We start from the raw sequence: 25,887 nt of genomic DNA, 5'->3' as shown, positions 1-25,887 counted from the left end.
CAAAATCAATTCAACTCAACACTTACCAATTGCCCTCTTGCGATCAACTGTCCGGGCAAGATCGACTGTGCAGCCACTTTGCCCCTTCCTTTCACGCTTACTTTCAATCCCATGTTCTCGCACAGGTATACCGCATCTTTCAGTCCCATTCCTTTTAACAAAGGCATTTTACCGTTGTCAACCGTTTTTTTACTCAGTGATACGAATGCATTTTTTCCGTTCATGTTGATCCATTCATCGTTGCGCGTTGTTGAATCTGCATACGGCAGTCCCATTTTCCGGTTGATGAATGCGATGTCGCGTTTGCTCCCTGTATAAGCGAAGGAGCTGCTGTCTTTTTTGGGCGCCTGTGCCACCTGTGTATTCACGGCGCGGATGTAAGTGCTGTACAGGCGGTCTGCAACTTCTTTGAAAACGGGCCCCGCCACACTCGCACCAAAATGGTTAACGGCATGTGGCTTGTTTACAATGATCACCGCAATGGTATACTGCGGCGCATCTGCCGGGAAATACCCAACAAAAGATGATTGGAAGATCTGGTCGGCATACCCACGATTGCCATTTGCCACCAATGCGGTTCCTGTTTTACCGGCAACCTTGTAAGGCGAGTTAACAAAAACTTTTCTTGCTGTTCCTTCTATACAAACGCCTTCCAGCAGTTCCTGCGCCTGGCGAACGGTTTGATCGCTGCAAATTTTTTCATCCACTACAACCGGATCGAACTGCCTGATCAGCACACCTTCTTCTTTGACCGCGCTTACGAGGTAAGGGCGCATCATTTTCCCGTTGTTGGCAATGGCATTGTAAAGGGTGAGCGTTTGCAGCGGGCTTACCTGTACGTTGTATCCAAACGCCATCCATGGCAGCGTGGTGGGTCCCCAGAGTTTACTGCCCGGGCGAATGATCACCGGCCGCTTCTCCCCAACAAGGTCTATACCGGTGAGTGTATCGATGCGGAGTTTTTTCAGGTGTCTTAAATACTGTTGCGGGTTAGCGGCATAGCCCATTGTTGCGATCTTTGCCATACCAACATTTGAGCTTACCTCGAATGCTTTTTTAACGCTGATGGTGGTGATGTTGCGCGTATCATCATCGTCGCGAACCGTTTGCCCCGCGGTTTTCCAGACACCATGCTCCACATCAACGATCTGGTTGAGCGATATTTTTTTATCCTCGAGCAACGACAACATCGTTACCAGTTTAAATGTTGATCCGGGTTCTGTTGGCGTGATGGCGTAATTGTAATTTTCCCAGTAATTGCCATTTGGTGTTTTGCCCAGGTTGGCGATCGCTTTGATCTTGCCTGTTTTTGTTTCCATTACCATGGCACAACCACTCTGGGCCTCGTTCTGAACCATCATCTTCATCAACGCATTTTCAGTAACATCCTGGATAAAAACATCGATCGTACTAACAATGTCTTTCCCTGTTTCGGGTTCTATCTCATAAGTATCATCAACAGGAACCGTTGCGCCGCCAGCGATCCTTCTTACAAACTGTTTTCCGTTTCTTCCACGCAGCAAACTATCATAAGCCATTTCCAGCCCAACCTTGTTCGAGTCACGCGCAAGACCAATGGTCCTGAATGCGAGCATCTGGTACGGATTGAGGCGGATCGTTTTTTCATTTGCAATCAGCCCGCTCTTGTAACGGCCCAGTTTGAAAATCGGGAACGTACGCAGCTGCTCATATTCCCTGAACGATATTTTTTTCTTCAATGGAAAATATCCTTCCTCGTCTTTATACGCCTGCTGCAGCATTGCCTTGTATTGCCCGGCCGTCTGGTCCTTGAAAAGATTGGCCAGGCACTCACTCAACGAATCAACGCCCGAACGAAACAGCTGCCCGTTTTTCTGGCGGAGCGATTCGACCCTGAAATCGATGTATATATCAAACTGCGGAATGCTGGTGCTCAGCATCTGGCCGTCTTCACTGTAAATGGTTCCGCGCTCCGCTTCTATCTCATCGAGTTTCTGGTGAAGGCTGTCGCTCATGCTTCTCCATTTTGCGCCCTCCACCTGTTGTATGTAAACGGCTTTCCCAAAAATGGTAATGCATACCACCACTACCAACAGGTAGCTGAGGTATACTCTCCATAATATGTCGCGTTTTACATCCAACTGTTTTACTTAATAATGGGTGATTGGTAATTGCCAATTATTGTTTTTCTGCTTTTAACCTTACAGGTGTTTCCTTGCTCACCTGCAAACCGAGTGGTTGTGTTGCCGTTACCACCTGTCTTTCTTCGCTTCTGAACATCATTTCACTTTTCAGTGTTTTGTATTCGTACTGCAATTCTTTCAGCTCGTTGGTTGTACTGTTGATCCTGCGTATCGTTTTATCTGCTTTGTGTCCATTGGCGATGTACAGGATCGTGAGCGCCGACAAAAACAAAAAGAACGGAATGTTCTTCACGATCCATTGGTAGTTGAACAATCCTTTCAAAGGATTCCTGCTACCCTTCTCGCCTTGCTTTTCCGTTTTTTGTGCGGTTGTATCGTTAAGCTGTTCTGCCATTGTTTGTTTTTTCCTGCGCCAGGTCTTTACACCTTTCTCGCCACTCTCAGTTTCGCGCTCCTGCTTCTCGTGTTTCTTTTCAACTCTTCTTCCGAGGCCGTTACCGGTTTTTTGGTGATGATGTCAAACACATTTTCCTTCGTTGAAGGCATAAAAGGGTTATCAGGCGTTTCGTCGAAACTCCCCTGGCGGAAGAAATTCTTCACTACCCTGTCTTCTATAGAATGAAAGGTGATGATGGCAACACGGCCACCCGGTTTCAGCACAGCAGGAACCTGCTGCAGCATGTCTTTTAACGCACCCATTTCGTCGTTCACCTCAATTCGCAAAGCCTGGAATACCTGCGCCAAGTACTTGTTGGGATTTCCTTTCACCACGGGACTGATCAATGCTTTGAACTGTTCGATCGTTGACGATTGCAGGTGTTTACGCTCCTGCACAATGTGTTTGGCCAATGTTTTCGAATTGGTTACTTCGCCGTACTGTTCAAACAGTTTGTGCAGCTGTGTTTCGCTGTACGTACGGATGATGTCGGCTGCCGTTGCGCCCTGGCGCCTGTCCATACGCATGTCCAACGGCCCTGAAAACCTGATCGAAAAACCGCGTTCGCCTTCATCGAACTGGTGGCTGCTTACGCCGAGGTCGGCGAGGATACCATCCACTTCGGTGATCTTGTGCAAACGGAGCATGCGTTGCAGGTGACGGAAATTCTGCGGCACAAAAATGACACGGTCATCTTCGGGCAGGTTTTTCTGTGCATCTGCATCCTGGTCGAAAGCGATCAGTTTGCCTTTGCTGTTTAGTTGTTCCAGTATTCCGCGGCTGTGGCCACCACCGCCAAATGTGCAATCCACATACACACCATCGGGTTGAATGGCTAAGCCGGAAAGGGTTTCGCGGTAGAGGACGGGAACGTGGTAATCGGAATCGGGGATCTTGGATTTAGAATTTTGTTCGTTCATTTCTTGATCCATTTTCTTGATTCGTGTTTCTTGATTACTTGCTTTCTTTCTCCGCCATTACTTCCGCTGCCAAACTGCTGAAGGCTTCGGGTGAAAAATCCTCAAAGAGCTGTTTGTACTTACCTGCATCCCAGATCTCGAATCGGTCAAGCGCGGCGGCAAGAATGATGTTCTTGCTGATGCCCGCGAATTCTTTCAATGTTTGCGGGAGAAGCATCCTTCCGGCAGAATCGAGTTCCACCTCCGTTGCCCCACCTAAAAACTGACGGCGGAATTCACGTACTTTTGGGTCGAAATCATTCAACTGGCTGATCTTTGAAATAATTTGTTCCCAGCTTTTGATCGGATACAACGTGAGACATTTCTCGAACCCACGGCTCAGAATAAAGCGGCCCTCCCCTTCCGGCAACTGTTTTTTCAGTCCGCCCGGAAGAAGAAATCGCCCTTTCTGGTCGACCGTTGCTTCGTATTCTCCGTGAAATCCAATCATTAGTGAATAAATATTTCCAAGATTACCACTTGTTGACACAAAATAACACTATTTCCCACTTTCTAATTGAATTTGGCGCATTTGTATTTATCCACAGGTTGGAACGACGTGGAATGCAATACCACGCTGGGTTTGCACCCTTTTTGAGCAGAGATTTCCCTCTAATGGTGTGAATTCATGTGGATAACCCATGAATAAATGTGCTTTTGTTGTGCATTTCGACTGTTTTTCCTGAAATTCGGCGCTAAATCGTCAAAAAATGGCCCCAACCGGGTATTCCGGCACTCCGCTGATCAAGAAATTGGGTATCAAACCGGGTATGAAGATTTGCCTGGTTAACCCACCGACCAACTATTTTGAGCTGCTGGAGGCCGATGTTTCGGCGCAGGTGGTAAAAAGTGGAGGCGATTTCGTTCACATTTTTGCGGAAAGGGCAAAAGATCTTGAGAAACAATTCCAGCTTACCATCCATTCTATTGCACCGGGTGGAACGATCTGGATCTCGTGGTACAAAAAGTCAGCGAAAATGCCCACAGACATCACCGAAGACACCATCCGACAAATTGTTCTGCCAACGGGATGGGTGGATGTTAAAGTGTGCGCGGTGAGTGAATTGTGGAGCGGTTTGAAAATAGTAAGGCGTCTTTCGGAAAGATGACCGGCATGCGGGTTGTTTTTCGCTGTTTTGGATAACGGGGATCAATTAGTTTTGCAACCAATCACAACCGGAGCGATCTCAACAATCAACGCAGTCAAATTAACGGGCACACACCAACATGCATCCTAAAAACCTCCCGATCAGAAATTTCACCTACGACCTGCCGGACGACCGCATTGCGAAATACCCGCTGGAGAAAAGGGATGAAAGCAAATTGCTGATCTATCAAAACAAGGCCATTACGCAGGATGTGTATGCAAACATCGCATCGCATTTGCCCCCGTATGCTTTTCTTGTTTTCAACAATACAAAAGTGGTTGAGGCGCGTTTGCATTTTGAAAGGTCGAACGGCAGCAGGATCGAGATCTTTTGCCTGGAGCCGCACGAGCGGTATGCAGACATTACATCCGCCATGCTGCAAAAAGAAAAAGTGTGGTGGAAGTGCCTGGTGGGTGGTGCAAAAAAATGGAAAGAGGGTTCGCTGACATACCGGATCACGCGTAGTGATGCAGCTGATGTGGTTTTACAGGCAACAAAGATCGAACAGCGCGCAGACGCCTATATCATTGAACTGGATTGGGATGATGCTTCGCTGAGCTTTGCGGAAATTTTGCACCTTGCAGGAAACATCCCACTGCCCCCTTACCTGAACCGCGCAGTGGAAGCGGCCGACAAAGAAAGATACCAGACCATTTACGCCGCTCACGATGGTTCTGTGGCTGCTCCCACGGCAGGGTTGCATTTTACGGATGCCATCCTTCGATCGCTCGCGTCAAAAAAAATACAACACGGTTTTGTTACCCTGCATGTAGGCGCCGGAACTTTTAAGCCGGTAAAAAGCGATACGATGCAGGAACATGAAATGCATGCAGAATTTATAGACGTGCACATTGCTTTTATTGAGCGTCTTCTGCAAAACATCCATCATGCCGTTATCCCTGTTGGCACCACTTCGCTGCGTACCCTTGAAAGTTTGTATTGGTTGGGCGTAAAAACAAAACTCGATCCATCCATCACCCCGGAAGCATTGACCGTTTCGCAATGGGAACCGTACGATCTTCCTGCAGACCACATCAGCGCTGCCGATGCATTGGGTGCATTGCTGCAGTGGATGCACAGGCACAAGGCGGAGCGACTGGTTACCAAAACACAGATCATTATTGCGCCGGGCTACCGCTTCAGGATCATCCGGGCGCTGGTCACGAATTTTCACCAGCCGCAGTCAACGCTGTTGTTGCTGGTGTCTGCCATCGTTGGGGAGGAATGGAAGAATATTTATGCATATGCCATGCAGAATGGGTTCCGGTTCTTAAGTTATGGAGATGGAAGTTTGCTTTGGAACGAAGAACCGGCAAACACAGGTTTCTGAAATTCGTATCGCGTAAATGCAGTTTTCTTTGGAAAATATTATAACTCCGTAACATGAAATATTTTCAATTCAATTTCTCGACCAAACCGGAGGAAACAGGAATGACTTTCCCCCAGGTACAAACGTCGCGAGATTTGATCCCGGTTAATGATCCGAGACATATCAGAGGTAAAGGTTTTGAATTTTTGCACGACGTATATGTTCCGGAAGCCATTGTACATCCGGATGCAAAGCCTTCTGATTTATTGAGCGTAGTGTTTACTTCCCGACTTGGCATTAGTGCAAAACTGAAGATGTTGTTAGAGGAAAATACTGAAGAAGGGCTTTTTCAATTTCTTCCTATGACCGTACATTACCTTGACAAGACCTACGAATACTGGCTATTGAATCCACTCAGGTTCGATATGCAAACTATTAATTTTGAAAAGTCAGAAGCCTGGTTGTGCGGCGCTGGGGATACTAAAGTTAAAAAGTTGTCGATTGGCTCGCAAAACGATTTTGAAAAATTGTCGAAAGCTGTTTTTTTGCCCGAGCGCATCAATATTTACTCCGTCAAATTCAAAGATAACATCCAGAAAGATTTTATTATTTTACGCAATGCTCCAGGTATCCGTTACTATGTATCAGAAATACTTAAACAGAAAATAGAAACGGCAGGGTTGACAGGAATATCATTCGAAGTGCTCTGATTTTATGAATAACATAAAGCTCCCCTCGCCAGGCGGAGCTTTATGTTTAAGCTTGAGACCAAAACTTTCTCCTATTATCAGCTACACGTAACTTCCCAGTTTCTTCATCAGTGCGTGCAATAGGACAGCACGATAATCAGCTTCCAATACTGTGGCTGATGCGCGAAGGCAATAATTATTTGGGGTTGGATGCCCGTGCGCAATTTTCAACCTTTGCAACGCTTCTGGTTTTGGGCTATCAAAAGAAGGAACAGATGAAGCGTTTCGTGAAAAGGATTTTTTTGTTGATTGAGTTGGATTCTGCGGTTTCGAGTATTCACAAGACATTGAACTGCGGGACAGTTTTCGTTAACATACGTTAGGGTTATATGAGTACTATACCATTAATAGGTTGAATATAATCGGTTGTTCAGATCTGCTGTTCCGCCAGCGGCACATCGATGGTAAATGAGCTTCCTTTTCCCAAAACACTCTCTACTTTGATCTTTCCCTTGTGGGCATCAATCACCGTTTTTACGTAGCTCATGCCCAGGCCGAAACCTTTTACGTTGTGCAGGTTGCCGGTGTGTGCACGGTAGAATTTTTCGAAGATGCGTTTTACGGATTCTTTGCTCATACCGATCCCGTTGTCTTCGATGCGGATCACCAGGTTATTCTTGGTGCTGTGGGTGGAGATGATGATCTTGAGTTTGTCTTTTGAATATTTGATCGCATTGTCTACCAGGTTCGAGATGAGATTGGTGAAATGCACTTCATCGGCATTGATCACATCGTGCTTCGCATTCAGCATCAGCTGTATCTCGCCTCCTTTTTCCTGCAATTGTAATTCGTAGGTGTCTACCGTATCGGTGATCAATTCGTGTATGTGAATCGGTTTCAGGTTGAGCTGGAGTTCCTGCCTGTCCATCAAAGCGGCCTGCAATATCGTTTCCACATGTTTGTTCATGCGGATGTTCTCTTCCTTGATGATGTTGCTGAAATACCTTGACTTCTCCCGATCGGCCTGTACCTTCTCATTGCGCAATGCATCTACCGCCAATGAAATGGTTGCGAGCGGTGTTTTGAACTCATGCGTCATGTTGTTGATAAAATCGCTCTTGATCTCGCTCAGCTTCTTTTGTTTGAGCAGTGATTTTACCGTTACAAAAAATGCCGCGATGATCACAATGGTGAAGAGCCCTGCGCCAAGTACGATCCAGCGCAATGATTTCCAGATCTGCTGGTCGAATGCGATGGCCATGATCACGAGGTTCTCCGCCGCACCGATCTCGATGTCGTTGTTGTTGATGGGAATAACGGGAACGATGAAGCGTTTGTTGTTGATGGTATCCCAGTACGCGTCGTAAAAATTCTTGCTTGCCATTTCAGGCTCGTCGTTCGGTTCGGCGATGGCGAATTCGAAATCTACGTGTTTGAGGTGGTTGCGTTCGAGGTGCTTCCGGATCATCTCCGACACTTCCTGCTGCGTAAATTTCTGTTCTACGGTAATCGGTTTGATGTTGTGGTAAAGATGCGGGTCGGTGCCAAAAATGGTGCCGCTTCTTTTGGGCAAACGTATGATCTGTTTGTTGTTGGTATTGTACAACTCGTTCGCAACGGTTACCGCTACCTGGTTATAGTTGTTGTAGTACTGTGTTCGTGTGGTTTCCAATAAATTCTTGAACCATGAGACCTGGAGAAGAATCAGGCCAAACAGTGAGAGCGAGATCAGTATGACTATGGCAAGGAAAGTTCTCTTCATCCTTACAAATATAATGTGAAAGGAACAACCCTGCCCGGCACCCGGCAGGTTTATAAGGAATTTAACGGCGGGGCGAGCATAGTTTTTTTATAAATAAATTCTTTGGCTTATCTTTTACCTATGACAGATGCAGCGCCAGGAACCTTACTCATCTCCGATCCTTTTTTAAAGGACCCCAATTTTATGCGAACCGTTGTGTTTCTCTGCGAACACACGAAAGACGGCAGTTTTGGCTTTGTACTCAATAAGCTGATCGACCAGCAGATCTGCGACCTGCTGCAGGATGCCGAGGGCATCCGTTTCCCCGTTTACAGTGGTGGCCCGGTACAGCGCGATACGATCCATTTCCTGCACCAGCGCCCGAAAGACATTGGGGGCGTTGAAGTTACCGATGGCATTTTCTGGGGCGGCGACTTTGAGCGTGTTTTATCGATGCTCAAAGCCAACGAGCTTGGCAAAAACGACATACGCTTCTTTCTCGGCTACAGCGGTTGGGGCGAGGGGCAACTGGCGGCCGAGCTCGAAGAAAAAAGCTGGATCACACGCGAGGCCAATAAAAGTTTTGTGTTCGGCATGAATACGCCACAGATCTGGAAAGCGGCGCTTGAAGACCTTGGCGGCGAATACAGCCAGATGGTGAATTACCCCATCGATCCGCAATTGAATTGACGGTACCCTTTAACTGATGGCCAGGAGAATAACCGGTAGGCCAAACCCCACTCTATGGTTTCGTTTGTTTACCGAAAGTTTCTTTTTAAAAAAGCCAATAACCCACAGCGGAAAGCTAACAGCTAAATCCCTATTTTCACCGCGTGAAACTAACAACCCGGCAATTTATTCATTCCGAACATCCTGTTACGTGCAGGAATTGCCAGAATCATTTTACAGGAAAGATCTGCAACAAGTGCGGCGAAAAGGTTTTTGATGAAAAGCAGTTGTCGTCGGGACATTTCTTTCACCAGATCATCGATTTCTTTACGCATTTTGAGAGCAAGGTTTTAAAAACCATCTGGCTCAACATCAAAAAGCCAGGTTTTATCACCCAGCAAAACCTCCAGGGGATACGGGTAAAATATGCGAACCCCATTCAACTGTACCTGGTGGTAAGTGTGCTTTTCTACTTTACGGTAACCAAGATAGGCGTAACAGATTATACGCCGGGTTATGGCGACCAGAAATACCACCTCCTCTCCGATTATGCCACTTTCAAATGGGCAGCGCCGCTGGACAGTGCGGTGATCAGGGGCATTGATAAAATGCATTTGAAATATTTTGAGGAAACGCGTCAACACCTGCTGGAGCGATTTGAAACAGTTAAAGATTCTGCAACAGGTTTATACCGCATCCGCAATTTCAGCAACAACGATGCTGCCTTCGTAAACAAAGAGCAGCTTTATGCCATTGCAGGCAATGAAGCACAAAAGCTTTTCCTGAAATCGTTTGATGCTTCGGTATCAACCCTTTCAAAAACATTCATTTTTGTGATGCTGCCTTTTATGGCCGGCCTGTTGTTTGTTTTCTTTTTCCGTTCCTTGAAATATTACGGCGCTGCGTTGGTGCTGGCCACGCATTTTATGGTCTTCAACCTGTGTTTTTTCATCATGCATTGCCTGGTGAACTGGTTGCCGTATCGACTGTGGGGCGAAGATTTCGGATCTATACTCTTCCGCCCGATCAACCCGCTGTTCCGGGGCGCCACCGGGCCGTATTTTGAATTCCTGTTTGGGAACTCGTTTGCTTTCTTTCATTTTTTGTTCTGGATGCCGTGGCTTTTCATCGCGTTCAAACGAATTGCCAACAAGCCATGGTGGTTCAACCTCCTGGCTTCGTATATCTGCAGCAGGGTATTCTTTTTCCTGCTGTTTGGGGTATTGAAAAAGTTATTGATCGCATTTACGGTCTGGACGATGCATTGATCGAATACCGAATGGGATGTCCTGCTTGCTTTCCGTTATTCGCTATCCGGCATAAAAATCCCCGGTTTCTCAACCAGGGATCTATTCATTGGTAAAAGCAAGCGCTTTATACTGCTACAGCGCCTTCAACAAGTACGGTTACTTTGTTGTTGAGCACTTCTACAAAACCACTCTGGATGGAGTAGCTTTCCGAGCTTTTGCTTTTGTCTTTCAGAATTTTCAGTGTTCCGTTCTTCAAAGCGCTTACAAGCGGGGCGTGGTGGTTCAGTATTTCGAACAACCCGGTAATACCCGGCAACAAAACACCGTACACATCGCCGCTGTAAAGCTTTTTTTCGGGAGTTAATATTTCTAAAGTCATGTTATTAATTAGTGGTTAGGAATTAATCACCGGTAATTGATAACCAGTACCGGTAACCGGCAGTTACCCATACTGCTTATTAATACCAATTGAATTACTTCGCTGCTTCCATCATTTTCTTACCTTTCTCGATGGCATCTTCCAAGGTACCTACGAGGTTGAAGGCTGCTTCAGGATAATCGTCCACTTCTCCATCCATGATGGCGTTGAAACCGCGGATGGTATCGTTGATGTCTACAAATACCCCTTTCAGACCGGTGAACTGTTCTGCCACGTGGAAAGGCTGCGACAGGAAACGCTGTACTTTACGTGCGCGTTGTACGGTCATTTTATCTTCTTCGCTCAACTCATCCATACCGAGGATCGCGATGATATCCTGCAATTCCTTGTAACGCTGGAGGATCAGTTTAACACGGTTTGCACAGTCGTAGTGTGCATCCCCAACGATAGCTGGCGTAAGGATCCTTGATGTTGAATCCAATGGATCCACCGCCGGATAGATACCCAGATCGGCGATCTTACGGCTCAATACCGTTGTGGCATCGAGGTGGGCGAAGGTTGTTGCCGGGGCCGGGTCGGTCAGGTCATCCGCAGGCACATAAACCGCCTGTACCGATGTGATCGATCCGTTTTTGGTTGAAGTGATACGCTCCTGCATCAATCCCATCTCTGTGGCAAGCGTTGGCTGGTAACCTACCGCTGAAGGCATACGCCCCAGCAATGCCGATACCTCTGAACCCGCCTGTGTGAAACGGAAGATATTGTCTACGAAGAACAGGATGTCTTTTCCTTTACCGGTACCATCTCCATCACGGAAATATTCTGCGATGGTAAGACCGCTCAGGGCAACACGTGCACGCGCCCCTGGAGGTTCGTTCATCTGTCCGAATACGAACGTTGCTTTTGATTCTTTCAGGCCTTCCATATCCACTTTGCTCAGATCCCATCCGCCTTCTTCCATACTGTGTTTGAAAGCGTCGCCGTAGTTCATGATACCTGCTTCGATCATCTCGCGCAGGAGGTCATTTCCTTCACGTGTACGCTCACCCACACCGGCAAATACAGAGAGACCGCCATGTCCTTTGGCGATGTTGTTGATCAACTCCTGGATCAATACGGTTTTACCTACACCCGCACCACCAAACAGGCCGATCTTACCACCTTTTGCATAAGGCTCGATCAGGTCGATCACTTTGATACCTGTGAACAGGATCTCTGAAGCGGTACTCAGGTTCTCAAACAATGGCGGTTTGTTGTGGATCGGGCGGCCGTTCGATTTGTCGAGCTGCGGCAAACCATCGATCGCATCACCGGTAACGTTAAAGAGACGGCCGTTGATGCCACCACCGATCGGCATTGCGATCGCTTTACCGGTATCAATTACTTCCATACCACGCACAAGGCCCTCGGTTCCGTCCATCGCAATGGTACGAACGCTGTCTTCACCAAGGTGTTGCTGCACTTCCAGGACTAATTTTTCGCCATTCGCCTTTGTGATTTCAAGGGCATTGTAAATTTCAGGCAATGTATTATCGTCGGGGAAATGAACGTCTACTACCGCACCGATAATCTGTTTGATCTTACCTTTTGTAGCCATATCAGGAGATATATTAAGGTTTAAAAATGTACTTTTTATGTACCAAAAGCCGGATTTTCCGACTTGGCGGCAAAGGTAAGGGGATGGGGGGTAAAAATTTAGAATTTGGGGGATTTTATTGGAAAAATGTGGTTAATCTGCGGGGCTGGCTCCGGGTCATCGCCTTTTGTGGCGTTGTTCGTGCAAAATCGCGGGTAAATGCGTCCGTAGCTCAGGAGGTGGCTTTGTCTACCTGCTTCTCCAGGTCGTTCATAAAGGCATGCGGATCATTGGCCATATCGTCGGCCATGGCCAGGATGTCTTCTTCCACTTTGCCGGCCTCCGCCTTTAGTTTGGCGGTGAGCGCCTTGCCTTCTTCTGTTTCAAGGAAATACAGGATGGCGGCGGTAGCGGTAGCGCCGATCAGCAGGCCGGCGATGAATTTGAGGCTCATAGTTTAAGATTGTTTGTTTATGAATGCTTTGGGGAAACCCAACATTCAACTGCAATAAGTGTTCCGGCCAACCAGCTTAAATGCTCTATCTTCATCGGAGAGAAATTGTGAACCAAGCATCAATCATTGTTACTGTGGACAATCAACGCGATCATAAAATCAACCGTTACATTCTACTCAGTGTGATCCTGATGTTCGGGATCTTCCTTGTATACAGCCTTGTTGAATTTTTTACCGCATTTCTTGCCTCGGTAATGTTTTACGTGCTGAGCAAACCGCTGGTAGAATACCTGATCAAGAAAAAACGGTGGAAAAAATCGATGGCGGCGGTGTTGGTGATCGTGATCTCGTTCTTTATCATCCTGCTGCCGATCTCGCTTATGGGAACGATGCTGTTCGGAAAGATCGAACAGGTGGCCGGCAACATGCAGGCTACCATCATCCAGCCACTGAAAAACCTGGATGCGCTTCTGCAGCAGAAATTTCACATCACCCTGATCTCCGATAAAAACATTGCTCAGGCCGAATCGTTCGTTACCGGGCTTATTTCGTCTTTACTCAACCAGGGATTGAACCTTCTCGGTACGATCACCATGATGTATTTCTTCCTGTACTTCCTCATCATCAACATCAACCGCATGGAGGCGGCGATCGTTTTCTACCTGCCCTTCGGTCGCCACAAGATCGAACTGTTTGGCGGAGAGCTCAAGGCGCAAACCTTCAGCAACGCAGTGGGTGTTCCGTTGATCGCGGTTGTGCAGGGATTGATCGCGTATATTTCTTACCTCATCGTTGGCATCAACGACCCCGGCTTTTACGCTGTGCTTACCGGCTTTGCATCAATTCTGCCGTTGATCGGTACCGGGCTCGTGTGGATACCGATGACGATATACCTGTTCGCAAACGGGTTAACCTGGCAGGGAATCTTTATACTCGCCTGGGGGCTCGTGGTATTAAGCAGCATGGACAACGTGGTGCGTTTTGTGCTCGCCAAACGCATGGCCGATGTTCACCCGGTGGTAACGGTACTGGGCGTGATCATCGGTGTAAAATATTTTGGGATTACCGGGCTGGTGTTCGGACCGTTGCTGATCTCTTATTTCATCATCCTGCTGCGCATTTACTACACAGAATACCAGAAGGCCACTCCTGTAAGAAGAAGAAAAGTGGTTAGCAACAGCTATTTCAATGTGCCGTTCCTGGGCAAAAAACGCGGCGGAAAAAGTTAGGACGCTTTGCTGCTACCTTCCCTTTAACCAGCTTCTTGGGTTCTGTTGAACGCCTTTGTCGTTCATAATGGAGAAGATCATGATACCCTCGCCGTCGATAGAGGTTCCTGATTTGCCTAGCACGGATCCGGCTTTTACTTCCTGGCCCTTGGACACGCTGAGTGAGGACATATTACTGTACGATGTAAAATATTTTCCGTGCTGCAATACCAGCGCCTGTTCGCCGTCGATCTCACCTGCGTAGATCACCACGCCATCTGCAACCGAGCGCACGGTAGAGCCCACGGGGAGTGAGATCTCTATGCCGTCTGTTTTACGGGTAAGCTTGGTATTGGGGATCTGCGTTACCCCAAATTCTGCCGTAACAACCCCTGTTGCCGCGGGCCATGGCAGGCGGCCCTTGTTGTTCTCAAAATTGATCGACATTTCTTTTCCCTCGGGTGTTGATTCCAGCGGGCTGTAAGACCTGTCCCTGTTTGTTGCCGTTACACCGGTAATGGGTTCGTCCGATTTAGGGCGTGCAGAAACAGGCGGGTTGTTGTTTTTTGCGGTAGCATCTGCTGCTGCGTTTGCTTTTTTCTGATCGTCGAGCGCTTTTTGTTTGGCAGCCGCCTCCTTCCTCTTCGCATCTTCGATGGCGCGGCGGATGATGGCGTTCATGGCATCCTGCACTTTGCGGCGCTGTTTGTCTTTATCGGAGATCTGTCGCGCCAGCTCCTTTTCCTTTCCTTTCAATTCGTTCACCACCTGGTCCTGCTGCTTTTTATCATCCTGCAATTCCTTCAGCTGTGCGCTTTGCGCCACCAAAACGGTGAGCCTTTCTTTTTTGCTGGTGCTGAGGTTTGTGATCTTTTCCTGTAATAGTTTATCCGATTTCACGATGGCCTGTGCCTGCGCCTCGCGGTTCTGGCGGTAGCTTTTGAGGTAGTTCATGCGTTTGATCGCATCGTTGAAACTGCTGGCCGAAAACAGGAAGTTGAGGTACTCGTAGCTGCTCCTGTTCTTGTAAGCAAAGACGATGCTTTTCGCATACTTCACTTTCAAAGTGTCCAGCTCACGGCGCAGGCGGTAAATATCGCGTTCGTTGAGAAAGATGGTCTCGTCCATCTGGCGCACCTGTTTGTTGATGCTGTTCACCAGCTCTTCCCTTTTGTTGATCTTGTTGCGGATGATGGCCAGCTGCTTCAATGAAAGCTTTTTGTTGCTCTGTGTTTCGTTCAGCGACCGGTTCAGGTCGGCGATCTCTTTCTGCAGTTCCCGTTCTTTTTGCTGCAATTCTTCTTTTGTCTGGGCAGATGCGCCGATAGCGAAAGCCATTACAAGAAGGATTGTAGAAAAAAGTCTGTTTAGCATGCTGATCAATTAAAGGGGTGATTGCTCTATAATAACGGCTAAGATGCGTTTAAATTACTTACGCTTCAGCTTTTTCGGGATATCGAAATTATATTTTAACGGTTCATTTAGGGCATATTCCTTGAAATCAAGGTACACATTCAGTTTTGTTTTTTCGGCGATGGAGATGTTGCGGTAGGTGGCAAACTGGTACGGGCCCATCTTCTCGTAATTGCTGAACGTAATATCGCCCGTACGGTTGCGCCTCGGATCCACATCATCCAGCTTGCTGTGCAACGCTTTGAAACCGTTGTTGTCGAGCGTCAGCAGGTGTTTGAACAGATCGCCTATCATCAGTACCGACAACTGGTTGGGACCGGCCCGGTACGAAACAATATTGCTGTCTATGAATACCGGGTTGCCGATGAGCAGGTCCTGTATCGTTGAAAAATCAAACGGTATCTCGATCACTTCCTTCAGGTAGCTGATCGGGCGCACCATGTAATATTTTTCGCCCTGGTGATAGACCACGGTAACACTGTCCCTGTTGATCCGCGCCTCCAGCCCCAAACCCGAAATGCCCAGGAAGGTACCGGTTACCTTGATCAATATCACACTGTCTTTCTTCATACCCAGGTACACTGTGAAATTATTGTCCTTATCGCCCGACTCATAATTCACCTTGATCTTTGCGTTGAATGTGTTGAAGCTGATCTTGCTTCTCATCACCTTGCTCATGATGTCGCGAACGATGGCCCCCGAATCCACTTTGGGTGTTTCTTTGATCACGATCAGGGGTGTGGTATCTTTTTTAGTGATGGCGGCCTGTATCACCTGTGTTTTCTTCACTGTTTTACACGAAAAGAAAATACAGGTAGCCGCTGCCAGTATGAAGAGTACGTTTTTCATAATTGATTATTTACCTGTATGCCCAAAGCCGCCTTCTCCCCTCGTGGTTTCGTTGATGGCCTCAACAGGTTGCCAGTTTATTTTTTCTACTTTCTGCATCACCATCTGCGCAATGCGATCGCCGGAGCGGATGGTTTGCGGTTCGGTAGACAGGTTGATGAGTATCACTTTTAATTCGCCGCGGTAATCGGCATCTACCGTGCCGGGTGAATTAAGACAGGTAAGCCCCTGCTTGATCGCCAGCCCGCTGCGCGGCCGTACCTGCACCTCGTAGCCTTCGGGCAATTCGATAAAGAGCCCTGTAGGAACCAGGCTACGCTCCATCGGCTGAAGCACGAGGTCGCCGGGAAGCCATGCCCGCAGATCCATACCTGATGAGCCGTCGGTGGCATAATGCGGAAGCGGATTGTCTGAACGGTTGATGATGTTGACGTTGAAAACGGTGTGCTGCATGACTGCGAAATTAAGCCTTTAGCTGTTAGCGATCGGCTAGATTTTACAAACGGGTGAATGAATGGATGTCTCTAAATAAAAAAAAGCCGGTGGCCAGGAGCCAACAGCTTTTACATGAGTAAAAGATGGTCGGTCGATAAAATCCGGTGGCTAATAAGCGTTCTCGTCTCCCTTGATCATGTTCACGATCGTCTGGAAAATGATCTGGCAATCGAGCCAGAAACTCCAGTTCTGTATGTACCAGAGATCGAAGGCTACGCGTTTGCGCATGTCGTCCGGGTGACTTGTCTCACCCCTGCTCCCGTTCACCTGTGCCCATCCCGTGATGCCGGGTTTTACAAGGTGGCGCAGCATGTAGTTTTGAACCAGGTCTTTGGACTCGAGCGAAAGCGGTATGGGATGCGGGCGCGGACCCACTACAGACATGCTGCCCAAAAATACGTTGATAAACTGGGGCAGCTCGTCGAGACTTGTTTTCCTTAGAAATTGTCCCACTGCGGTTACGCGTTTGTCGTTGCGGCTCGCCTGTTTGAACCCGATGCTTCCTTCGCCGGTAGACGGCATGTACATAGTGCGGAACTTGTAACAGATGATCTTATCGTTGTTCAACCCCCATCGTTCCTGCTTAAAGAGGATCGGCCCGTTTGAATTCAATTTAATGGCCAGAGCGATGATGGGCCATAGCCAGCTGTATACGAGCACAAGAAACAATGCAGAAAAAACAATATCGAATACACGTTTGAAGAACCTGTTCTCCGCATCATCCAAGGGAATGTAACGGATGCCCACCACGGGGAACCCTGCGAAATTGGTTACTTCAAAAGAGCCTGCACCCAAGCGGTTGATATCCTGGATCACATTTACACGGCAGGATCTTTTCTCGCATACATCGATCACATAATCCGTCTTTTCGATCGCATCGCCGGGCAGTGCGAGGAATACCTCGTCAATGCTTTTCTGGTCGAGTATTTCTGGGAGGAGATTGATGGAACCGAGGTATTTGCTGTTGAAATTCTTGTTGTCGTTATCACCCAGGATACCAACAAGGTTGTATTTAAGGTCGTTGTGAAGAATATCGGAGCGGTAAAAATTACTGGCCAGGGCGCCATCGCCAACGATCAGGATGTTCTTTTCGTATTTGTATTGCCTGCGTACATACGCAACCACTACACGGTAAAAGTATTTTTCAAAAGGGAGCGTGACGAAAATGAGCAGGTGATAATACAAAAGCAGCGAACGGAACTGGTAAAACTGCGTATAAAATACAAACAGGATAAAAGTAAGGATCAAAAGATGTGTGACCAGCTGCCGGAGGAACACCGTCATCTCCTGCGAAAAGGAAAAGATCGTGATTTCTCCATACAAAAGAAAGATCCGCGCACCTACGTACCAAACGATGATGCTTAATAAAACAATCGCTAAAAGAGGCAACTTCAATACATCGCGTATGGCCCCGTTGTCGATATAACACGCGAAGAGAAAACAAGTCGCGAGCATGAATATATCCAACCAAATCCTCAACAAGTAATTTAAGCGGTTTCCTCTAAACATAGTTCCCAGGTAAGTCCGTTGCAATATAAACCTAATGGATTTAACCGTCAACCTTGTTTCTCAAAAAATAGCCGTTGAAATGATGGCGCAGCGATAATTTCCGTCAAAGCCCATAGGTCAGCCCCACAAACACAGATTGATGATTATCAAATCTTTTATAATAGCCGTTAAAGCAGAGCCTGTGCAGGTATTCGTAAGAAGCGTTGAAGAAAAACTCGTTCGATTGCAGTTGCGGGCCAAACAAGAACGGCGGCTGAGCAGGATCGGTATATTGCTGCGCCAGCGTGCCTGCGTCTCCTTTGCGCAGGTAAGAATAACGCATCTGCAGCTTGAGTTTTGCCAATGGCGTGTATTTTACAAAACCAACGAACCTGTCTGCATTGCTGCCCAGCCAATCCCCCAGTAAATAATTGTTGTGGGTATAATTCTGCGCCGGTAAGAAATTCCGGTACACAAATGGCCTGATCCGCGTGTATTCGACGCCGGCCGTAAGGTAACGGATGCCTCCGATATCAGTAAGCGATCCGCCAACCGAGTATCCGAGTTGGTTGCGTTGTTTCTGTTTATCGAAAATAGTACCCACCCTGATCTCATCAATAAAGAGGGTGGCGTAGAGGTGCGTATTGCGCAGTTGGTTGCGTGAACTGGCCTGGAAAAAGAATTGCCCGTTAGACCCCCTCGTGATAGAACCGGAGCCGATGGAATTGTCTACCGCTTTAAAAAACATGATCGGTATCAAGTAACCGATATTGAGGTTGTCGTTGTAGATCACCGATTCGCCCATGGAAAAATTCAATCCTTTCATGATTCTGAAATCCAAACTGTGAGAGGCCATGAATTTAGATACCTGTACTTCGCGAATGCCGCCAAAAATACCAGAAGGAATGGTGTAGGATCTTGTGCTGTCTAACTCTCCCGACTGCAGGAATGCATGTGTATAATTAAAACGGAGCCAGGGCAAAGGCTGAAAATCGAAACGCAGGTATGGATAGGTGGGTGCTTTGTCTGAAAGCACCAGCCTGTTCTCTCCATACCCCCATAGAAGATAATCCTGCCCTACGGTTACAGATCCATTTTTAAAAGAATAACTTAGGTGACCGCGGATCTCCGTAAAATTCTGTACGTTCTTGTTGAAATTATTGAACAGTACAGGCCCCGTTATCCCACCGCTTTCGAGCGATCTGTAAGAAGTGTCGAGTCCTTTACCATTCATATTCACATCCTGGAAAGAAAATTGAAATCCCCAGTGTTTTCCTGCGTGGCCCCAGAGATTGATGCCAGAACTGGTGCTTTTGATATCTTTTCCTGAACCGGACTGGTAAGAACCGCTGAATACGGGATCGGCCTCGAGTGTAAAGTCTTCGCCGGCCGCGCGTAAAATTCTTTTACGGACGCCTGGATTGTATTCTTCCTGGTAAAAAGCCAGTTCTTTTTTTTCTGTGGGCGACAAGCGCTGCGGGTACGCGGCTACGCTGTCCAGCGCCACCCTTATCCTTTCTTTGCTCACCGGGCGGATCATATCATCAAACTCGATCACCCCTTTCTGCGCAAAACGCGAGAGGAAATTGTACACTTCGTTCGTGTGGCGCTCATATACAACCTGTGAATAACTATCGGCTGTTAAAACCAGTAATCCTAAAACGATGATAATCCTTAAACGCATTTATTTGGTTTTTTGTAAAGATATTGTGTGTACCCGAACAGCCTTTTAGACCCGAAATATGTACATGGGCACCTGCATTAAACATTAACTTTGTATCGTGACTGCATAGTGGCAATGCCATGGTATAAGCGGCCAGATAATCGATGAGTGCACGTTTGCAAATTCTGCCGGCTTGTTTTATGCAAACAACAAAGCGGTTATTGGAACAATGCCTCAAAAAAAGCCGGAATGCAACATCAGCCGTCTTCCAGGATTGCCGATCACCCGCATGGTGCCGGCGCTTTGTTTTGGAGTGGATAACGCTATTCAGCAGGCATTTCGCAAAGCACCTGTTCTCTGATCCACTGGTAGGTTTTTTTGAGCCCTTGCACCAGTGGTGCATTTGGCGCCCAACCCAGTTTCTCATTGATGAGGTTGTTATCGGAATTACGTCCCCTTACACCAATATGTGAAACGGGAATGTTTTTAATGGTAAGCGGTTTATTGGCGATCTTCATTATCATCTCTGCCAACTGGTTCAATGAAACCATTTCTTCGGAACCGATGTTTACCGGGCCTGCAAAATCAGATTCCATCAAACGCTGAACTCCTTCCAGGCACTCATCGATGTAAAGAAACGAGCGCGTTTGCTTGCCATCGCCCCAAACTTCAATGTACCCGCCATCGGGCGCTTCGGCTATTTTCCGGCAGATGGCCGCCGGCGCTTTCTCTTTACCGCTGTTCCAGGTACCTTCCGGCCCGAAAATGTTGTGGAAACGGGCAATGCGCACAGTCATATTATAATTACGGCTAAAGGCAAGGTACAGGCGCTCACTGAATAATTTTTCCCACCCGTAATCACTGTCTGGCATTGCCGGGTAAGCGGAATCTTCGGTACACAACGGGCTATCGGGATTTTCCTGGTTAAACGACGGATACACGCACGCCGAGGAAGAATAGAATATTTTCTTAGCACCGGCCTTATGCGCCTGGTGAATAATATTCAGGTTGATCGTTGCTGAATTGTGCATTACGTTGGCATCGTTTTCACCGGTAAAAATATAACCTGCACCGCCCATATCGGCTGCCAGCTGGTAAACTTCGTCAAAAGGCATATCGAGCACCTCACGCACTGTTTGCTGGTTGGTAAGATCCCCAATGATGAATTCATCCGCGGGCGAAATGCTGAACTCGTTTTCTTTGAGGTCAACCCCTCTCACCCAGCAGCCTTCTTTTTTTAACTTTTTTACCAAATGCCCCCCGATAAAACCACCCGCACCGCAAACAAGCACTTTCTTCATTTAATGTGTCTTTTACTTAGATAAAAATAGAAAAATTCCTTGATATTTAGGAAGATGAATTTAGGCACGATCTCGAAATATCGCCGATACAAACGCCTCGGTTCTGTGAGTAATCTAAAAAACCATTCCATGCCGATCGACTGCATCCATCGGGGCGCCTGCTTTATCCTGCCCGTGTGAAAATCGAATGCTGCACCTACGGTTATGATGTAATGAGCCTTTACATAACCGGCCAGCCTATGAGCAAAAGCCTCCTGTTTGGGCGTACTCAGCCCGATCCATATGATGTCTGCGCCAGCCTTTGAAATCCGTCGGCCCAGTTCCTCCATTTCCTGGTCGGTCATAGAACGGAAAGGAGGTGAATATGTTCCGGTGATGTGTTCATTGCGAAGACGGGTCCGGCAGAACGCCTGCAACTCTTCGGCAACCCCCTCCTTTCCCCCACAGAAAAAATGATTGATGGGTGTGTTGGCGGTAGCTACGATAAGTTCCTTGAAAAAATCGGGGCCGTAGCACCTGCGCATCTGCTTATGGCCCCGGAGCCGGCCCACCCATACAACCGGCATGCCGTCGGGGAGGTTGATGTAAAAATCCTGGATCACCGCATTGAATGCGGGGCTTTTACGCGCCTCTATCAACCCGTGTGCGCCCGTAGCGCTGATGCGGAAATTTTGGGCCCGTGAAGCGCCGGACCTCATTTCAGAGAGTATTTGCGCCACCGCCGATGGTATATCGCGGTCGTAAAAAGGAACGTTGAGAACAAAAACCATGTTTGTGTAATAAGCAGCGAAAATAACAATTAACCCCCTCCCTGTAGTCTTTCAGTTTCCCTATCCCGGGCATTCCACCTTATTTTTTCATAAATAAGGTGCATTTATCGAACCGGACCAGCTTTCCGCGATCTCCAGAATAAATAAAAAAAGACCTCTTGATCCCTTGGTTTTGCCAATCGTTCATCAGAAATGCTTCTCCTGTTTTGATAAAAAAAGCAGTTTTACCAACCACTTTATCCAGTTTCCAGTTCTTCTTTTTGCGAAGGAAGGTATTCAGGTTGCGCACGGAGGATAAATTAACATCGTCAACGATCGTGTACCCGCCCGTTTTTTAGTTTTTTTTCTGTGTAAGATCGTCGGGTATATTGTTTTTGCCGCAGTAATCCCGGATGCGCTCCTCTTCGTTTGGATCGGGGGGATGGCCATATGCTTACAGTCTGCCAGTAAAAAACCGAAGGTCGACTTCCCTGAGCCCGTTTCCTGGGTAAAAAAGCCAGGACACGATGTGCCGTCCATATATTTAAGTACCTCATCCGATGCGCCGAAATTCGCTGTTTTGCCAGCCGACCACCCATGAAAACTCGGATTATCCTTTACTATTCTTTCGATTGACATTATTACACGATTAAAGCTATCGTTTCAAACGCACGCAATGGTATTAGATATTAATACAGATCCGCATTTTTTATGCTACCCCGCCCCCAGGCGAGCGGGGTTCTCTGGCTTTTGTTTAAATACTTCTTCTGCATATGCGAGCCCCACGAATGTCCAGAATGGGAAGGCTCCCATGGGCCCCTCCAGGAATACATCGAAGGATGCATTGACCAAAAAAGCCAATGTGATGGCTGTGAACAACAAAGCGTGCGGACTGGTATTTTTTTTACGGATATGGGAAAGATGCAGGTACATCCAGCAAATCCACAGCAAAAACACAGGTACGCCGAAACGTGCCAACACGGTCATGTGAAAACTATGCGGTGACCTCAGATCGCCTTCCGATACATCATATCCCGCTTCACCGACAGGCACAAGACTCATTCCCATGCCTTTGCCCCAAAGGAAAAAGGGCCCCATAAAAGTTTCATCGACGATCCGCGCCCACCACAACAACCGCCAGGCTTTGTTGTCGCTTAAAGTTGATCCGTCGTCTTCAAAAGAAAAAATGCTGGTTGCGTTCTTTGAGAGTTGTTCCAGGCTCAACGATCTTCCCTGGAAATTTTCTTCGACGTTGGTAGACAAAAACAAAGGCAGCGCGAGCAGGATGAGTAGAGGAACAAATTTAATCCACCTGAATACCTGCCTGCGTAATGCAACGTTCTTGGTATAAACGAGAAAAGCGCCCATGGCCAGCACATAAGACATCATCCCTGAACGGCTGTAAGAGGCTACGATCAATAATAAGTAAACGATCATGATGCATTGCATCACAAAATAGCGTTTGCGCAACGTGATGTTCCCGCTCAACAGCAATATACTGGCAATAAAAAGATGCACGCCCATGTCGCCAAACTTATATAGAAAAAGCCGCTGGCCTCCAAACAGGATGAGTTCCCGGAAAAAAGTATTGTAAGAAGAGAGCAGGAAACAGAAACACATCACGAAGGGGTACCATTTGTATACGATGGAAAGCCGTTGGATCAATTCAGGCAGGTCGTCCTTAAAAAAGTAAATGATAAACGCGAAGCCAATGTAGTTGAACATAACAGAGTCGCGGACCACATCAACTAGACTATACCCCGATGCCAATCCCCTGATTATATAAACTATTGAAAGGCTTACAAACACCGCCAGCAATGTCATTCGTTTCCCCCAGGCAAATTCATACCGGCGCAGGTTCCAGAGGATGAGCAGTAACCCGGTTACCAGCGTAACTTCGGCCAGGTAACTGTAGGCGATCCCTTTGTTAAAAAAGGCGTACAGCGCATACACAAATACAAAAAAACGAAAATAAAGTGCTTTAACTGAGGCCATCCGGGCGGTGCTGGTTTTTATGGGTGCAAAACTAATCGCAAACTAGGCAAATAAACGTAGCGCCCTGCAAATTCCCGTGTCATATAAACTATATTTGCAGCCGTTGATATCCCGTTTAACGATGATCCCCTCTATTTTGACCATTAAAACCGAAAATAAGCGATGAGAGACGGCACATACGACTACCTGATTGTAGGTGCGGGGTTTTTCGGCTCGATCTGCGCAAGAGAATTGACAAAAAAAGGGTTTCGCGTTTGCGTGATCGATTCGCGCAATCACATCGGCGGCAACTGCTATACCGAGGAGCGGGACGGTATCCATCTACATATTTACGGCCCGCATATATTCCATACATCCAACCCCATGATATGGAGCTGGATCAACGAACTTGCAACATTCAATGATTTTACCCTCAGGCCTGTTGCAAACTACAAAGGGGAAATCTATTCGCTTCCCTTCAATATGTGGACCTTTTCAAGGTTATGGAATATCACCCATCCGCACGAAGCAAAACAGATCATTGCTGCGCAGGCTGCCTCCATTTCGGGCGACCCCGGCAACCTGGAAGAACAGGCTATTAAGCTGGTTGGCACAGACGTTTATGAAAAATTGATAAAAGGCTATACACACAAGCAATGGGGCAAGCCTCCTGCGGAGTTGCCGGCGAGTATCATAAAACGGCTGCCCGTTCGGTTCACATACGACAATAATTACTTCAATGACCGTTTCCAGGGGATCCCGGTGGGAGGATATACGCAGATATTTAAAAAACTGCTCGAAGGGATCGAGGTAAGACTCAACACTGATTTTTTTAACGACCCCTTGCCGGCTTATGGAAAATTAATCTATACAGGACCGATAGACCGCTACTATGCCTATGTACATGGCGAACTCGAGTACAAAACAAACCGATTTGAACACCGCTTAGATGCTTCAACGTCAAATTACCAGGGAGTGGCGATGATGAATTATACAGACATCGAAGTACCGTATACGAGGGTCATTGAACACAAACATTTTGAAAAAAATGAAACACAGCACACATGGATCAGCTTCGACTATCCGGCCGAGTACAAAGCGGGTGTTACGGAACCCTATTACCCTGTAAACGATGAGGCCAACAATGAAAAATACCGTAAATACAAATCCCTGGCCGATGCTGAAACCAACGTTTTTTTCGGCGGGCGGCTGGCTGAATATAAGTATTACGATATGCACCAGGTGATCGAATCTGCATTAGAATTCATCAGAACGCATTTGTCATGAGATATTTGGTAATCAGTGCAGTGGGAGACGAATCACTGCACCCGGAATGGATAGCGGGCAACGCAGGATTTGATCTTTGCCTGCTTTATTATGGCAACAGTGATGAGGTTGCAGAAAGGTATGCGGCAACTACCGCGCTTTTTTTCATGATGAAAGGAAGCAAGTACCACCTGCTGAAATCATTTATTGAGACGAATCTATCGTTCATCGAAGGCTACGATTACATTTGGCTGCCCGACAATGACGTGTCGATCTCTACAGCTGACATCAATAAATTGTTCCGAATTGCAGACGAAAATAAGTTGTTGTTGAGCCAGCCGGCGATGACCGGTTATATTTCACATAAGGTGACAACCCCGACCAAAAATTTTTTACGCTTCACAAACTTTGTAGAAGTGCTTGCGCCGCTGATGAGCCGCGAAACACTTTTGCGGTTGAAGGACACATTCAATTTGAACTACTCCGGTTGGGGATACGATTACTTGTGGCCTTACCTGCTGGGATACCCAAGGAATAAGATCGCCATCATCGATTCGGTAATCATGAAACATACGAAACCCGTTGGTAAAGATTATTCGCGGTTTCCAAAACATCCTGAGAAAGAAATGAAGGAACTGATCAAAGCATATGCACCAGGGTTGCGCGCAAAGATCATTGTGTATGATGCGATCGCTTTTAAATAAATAATTCAGGCAACCGGGGGTAGGCAATATACCAAAATCCAGTA

Annotated in this window: 24 protein-coding genes; 8 read left to right on the top strand and 16 right to left on the bottom strand. The window is 47.2% G+C overall.

All coding sequences use genetic code 11. The features are described 5' to 3' along the window. Positions 1-5 precede the first annotated feature (5 nt). From GWC95_RS04355 to mraZ, 4 genes are read right to left on the bottom strand one after another with little or no spacing between them, the layout of a single operon-like run. Positions 6-2,120, bottom strand: a complete 2,115-nt coding sequence (locus GWC95_RS04355; RefSeq protein ID WP_161817437.1) for a penicillin-binding protein — start codon at positions 2,118-2,120, stop codon at positions 6-8. A gap of 37 nt (positions 2,121-2,157) precedes the next feature. After that, entirely contained in the window at positions 2,158-2,517 is a 360-nt protein-coding gene (locus GWC95_RS04350) for an FtsL-like putative cell division protein (RefSeq protein WP_237722051.1), read from the bottom strand. 26 nt (positions 2,518-2,543) lie between these two features. Further along, positions 2,544-3,479 (bottom strand): 16S rRNA (cytosine(1402)-N(4))-methyltransferase RsmH, encoded by a 936-nt coding sequence (rsmH, locus tag GWC95_RS04345; protein WP_161817436.1) that lies wholly within the window; start codon positions 3,477-3,479, stop codon positions 2,544-2,546. A 34-nt stretch (positions 3,480-3,513) separates the two neighbouring features. After that, a complete protein-coding gene (gene mraZ, locus GWC95_RS04340) occupies positions 3,514-3,969 on the bottom strand; it encodes a division/cell wall cluster transcriptional repressor MraZ (protein WP_161817435.1) in 456 nt (151 codons plus the stop codon). Positions 3,970-4,228: 259 nt separating this feature from the next. Here mraZ and GWC95_RS04335 point away from each other — a divergent pair, with 259 nt between their 5' ends. From GWC95_RS04335 to GWC95_RS04325, 3 genes are all read left to right on the top strand, one after another. Continuing rightward, on the top strand, positions 4,229-4,627 hold the full coding sequence (locus GWC95_RS04335; RefSeq protein WP_161817434.1) for a DUF3052 domain-containing protein: 399 nt from the start codon (positions 4,229-4,231) through the stop codon (positions 4,625-4,627). A 118-nt stretch (positions 4,628-4,745) separates the two neighbouring features. After that, the gene (locus tag GWC95_RS04330) at positions 4,746-5,996 is read left to right on the top strand and encodes an S-adenosylmethionine:tRNA ribosyltransferase-isomerase (RefSeq protein ID WP_161817433.1); all 1,251 of its coding nucleotides are present in this window, start codon (positions 4,746-4,748) and stop codon (positions 5,994-5,996) included. Between the two features lie 53 nt (positions 5,997-6,049). Beyond that, positions 6,050-6,685 carry an imm11 family protein gene (locus GWC95_RS04325; protein ID WP_161817432.1) on the top strand — a complete coding sequence of 212 codons (636 nt, stop codon included), beginning with the start codon at positions 6,050-6,052 and terminating at the stop codon, positions 6,683-6,685. 409 nt (positions 6,686-7,094) lie between these two features. Here the strand turns inward: GWC95_RS04325 and GWC95_RS04320 are convergent, their stop codons facing one another. Beyond that, positions 7,095-8,426 carry a sensor histidine kinase gene (locus GWC95_RS04320; RefSeq protein ID WP_161817431.1) on the bottom strand — a complete coding sequence of 444 codons (1,332 nt, stop codon included), beginning with the start codon at positions 8,424-8,426 and terminating at the stop codon, positions 7,095-7,097. A gap of 120 nt (positions 8,427-8,546) precedes the next feature. On the opposite strand from GWC95_RS04320, the gene GWC95_RS04315 reads away from it, so the two are divergent. Continuing rightward, positions 8,547-9,095, top strand: a complete 549-nt coding sequence (locus GWC95_RS04315; protein ID WP_161817522.1) for a YqgE/AlgH family protein — start codon at positions 8,547-8,549, stop codon at positions 9,093-9,095. 143 nt (positions 9,096-9,238) lie between these two features. Next, positions 9,239-10,342, top strand: a complete 1,104-nt coding sequence (locus tag GWC95_RS04310) for a DUF3667 domain-containing protein (RefSeq protein ID WP_161817430.1) — start codon at positions 9,239-9,241, stop codon at positions 10,340-10,342. Positions 10,343-10,448: 106 nt separating this feature from the next. Here the strand turns inward: GWC95_RS04310 and atpC are convergent, their stop codons facing one another. From atpC to GWC95_RS04295, 3 genes are all read right to left on the bottom strand, one after another. After that, a complete protein-coding gene (gene atpC, locus GWC95_RS04305; RefSeq protein WP_161817429.1) occupies positions 10,449-10,703 on the bottom strand; it encodes an ATP synthase F1 subunit epsilon in 255 nt (84 codons plus the stop codon). A 94-nt stretch (positions 10,704-10,797) separates the two neighbouring features. Further along, entirely contained in the window at positions 10,798-12,300 is a 1,503-nt protein-coding gene (gene atpD, locus GWC95_RS04300; protein WP_161817428.1) for a F0F1 ATP synthase subunit beta, read from the bottom strand. A 211-nt stretch (positions 12,301-12,511) separates the two neighbouring features. Next, complete coding sequence (locus GWC95_RS04295) at positions 12,512-12,733, bottom strand: YtxH domain-containing protein (RefSeq protein WP_161817427.1); 222 nt, start codon at positions 12,731-12,733, stop codon at positions 12,512-12,514. 134 nt (positions 12,734-12,867) lie between these two features. On the opposite strand from GWC95_RS04295, the gene GWC95_RS04290 reads away from it, so the two are divergent. Then, positions 12,868-13,962, top strand: a complete 1,095-nt coding sequence (locus tag GWC95_RS04290) for an AI-2E family transporter (RefSeq protein ID WP_161817426.1) — start codon at positions 12,868-12,870, stop codon at positions 13,960-13,962. 12 nt (positions 13,963-13,974) lie between these two features. On the opposite strand, the gene GWC95_RS04285 is transcribed toward GWC95_RS04290, so the two are convergent. From GWC95_RS04285 to GWC95_RS04250, 8 genes are all read right to left on the bottom strand, one after another. Further along, positions 13,975-15,279: a murein hydrolase activator EnvC family protein gene (locus GWC95_RS04285; RefSeq protein ID WP_161817425.1), complete on the bottom strand. Its 1,305-nt coding sequence runs from the start codon at positions 15,277-15,279 to the stop codon at positions 13,975-13,977. Between the two features lie 90 nt (positions 15,280-15,369). Then, positions 15,370-16,203 carry a DUF4292 domain-containing protein gene (locus tag GWC95_RS04280; protein ID WP_161817424.1) on the bottom strand — a complete coding sequence of 278 codons (834 nt, stop codon included), beginning with the start codon at positions 16,201-16,203 and terminating at the stop codon, positions 15,370-15,372. 6 nt (positions 16,204-16,209) lie between these two features. Next, the gene (gene dut, locus GWC95_RS04275) at positions 16,210-16,656 is read right to left on the bottom strand and encodes a dUTP diphosphatase (protein ID WP_161817423.1); all 447 of its coding nucleotides are present in this window, start codon (positions 16,654-16,656) and stop codon (positions 16,210-16,212) included. Between the two features lie 150 nt (positions 16,657-16,806). Beyond that, the gene (locus GWC95_RS04270; protein WP_161817422.1) at positions 16,807-18,153 is read right to left on the bottom strand and encodes an undecaprenyl-phosphate glucose phosphotransferase; all 1,347 of its coding nucleotides are present in this window, start codon (positions 18,151-18,153) and stop codon (positions 16,807-16,809) included. 157 nt (positions 18,154-18,310) lie between these two features. Continuing rightward, positions 18,311-19,870 carry a capsule assembly Wzi family protein gene (locus tag GWC95_RS04265; RefSeq protein ID WP_161817421.1) on the bottom strand — a complete coding sequence of 520 codons (1,560 nt, stop codon included), beginning with the start codon at positions 19,868-19,870 and terminating at the stop codon, positions 18,311-18,313. Positions 19,871-20,172: 302 nt separating this feature from the next. After that, positions 20,173-21,150 (bottom strand): NAD-dependent epimerase/dehydratase family protein, encoded by a 978-nt coding sequence (locus tag GWC95_RS04260; protein WP_161817420.1) that lies wholly within the window; start codon positions 21,148-21,150, stop codon positions 20,173-20,175. Then, the gene (locus tag GWC95_RS04255; protein WP_161817419.1) at positions 21,147-21,920 is read right to left on the bottom strand and encodes a WecB/TagA/CpsF family glycosyltransferase; all 774 of its coding nucleotides are present in this window, start codon (positions 21,918-21,920) and stop codon (positions 21,147-21,149) included. Before GWC95_RS04255 ends, GWC95_RS04260 begins: the two co-directional genes overlap by 4 nt. A gap of 693 nt (positions 21,921-22,613) precedes the next feature. Further along, the gene (locus GWC95_RS04250; RefSeq protein WP_161817418.1) at positions 22,614-23,894 is read right to left on the bottom strand and encodes an O-antigen ligase family protein; all 1,281 of its coding nucleotides are present in this window, start codon (positions 23,892-23,894) and stop codon (positions 22,614-22,616) included. Between the two features lie 162 nt (positions 23,895-24,056). Between GWC95_RS04250 and glf the strand changes: the two genes are divergently transcribed. Together glf and GWC95_RS04240 are read left to right on the top strand one after the other, a co-directional pair. Next, a complete protein-coding gene (glf, locus tag GWC95_RS04245; RefSeq protein ID WP_161817417.1) occupies positions 24,057-25,160 on the top strand; it encodes a UDP-galactopyranose mutase in 1,104 nt (367 codons plus the stop codon). Further along, entirely contained in the window at positions 25,157-25,843 is a 687-nt protein-coding gene (locus GWC95_RS04240; protein WP_161817416.1) for a DUF707 domain-containing protein, read from the top strand. The genes glf and GWC95_RS04240 overlap by 4 nt, the downstream gene beginning before the upstream one ends. Positions 25,844-25,887 lie beyond the last annotated feature (44 nt).

Source organism: Sediminibacterium roseum, assembly GCF_009939005.1.
GTDB lineage: Bacteria > Bacteroidota > Bacteroidia > Chitinophagales > Chitinophagaceae > Sediminibacterium > Sediminibacterium roseum.
This window is presented reverse-complemented; position numbering and strand designations above follow the sequence as displayed.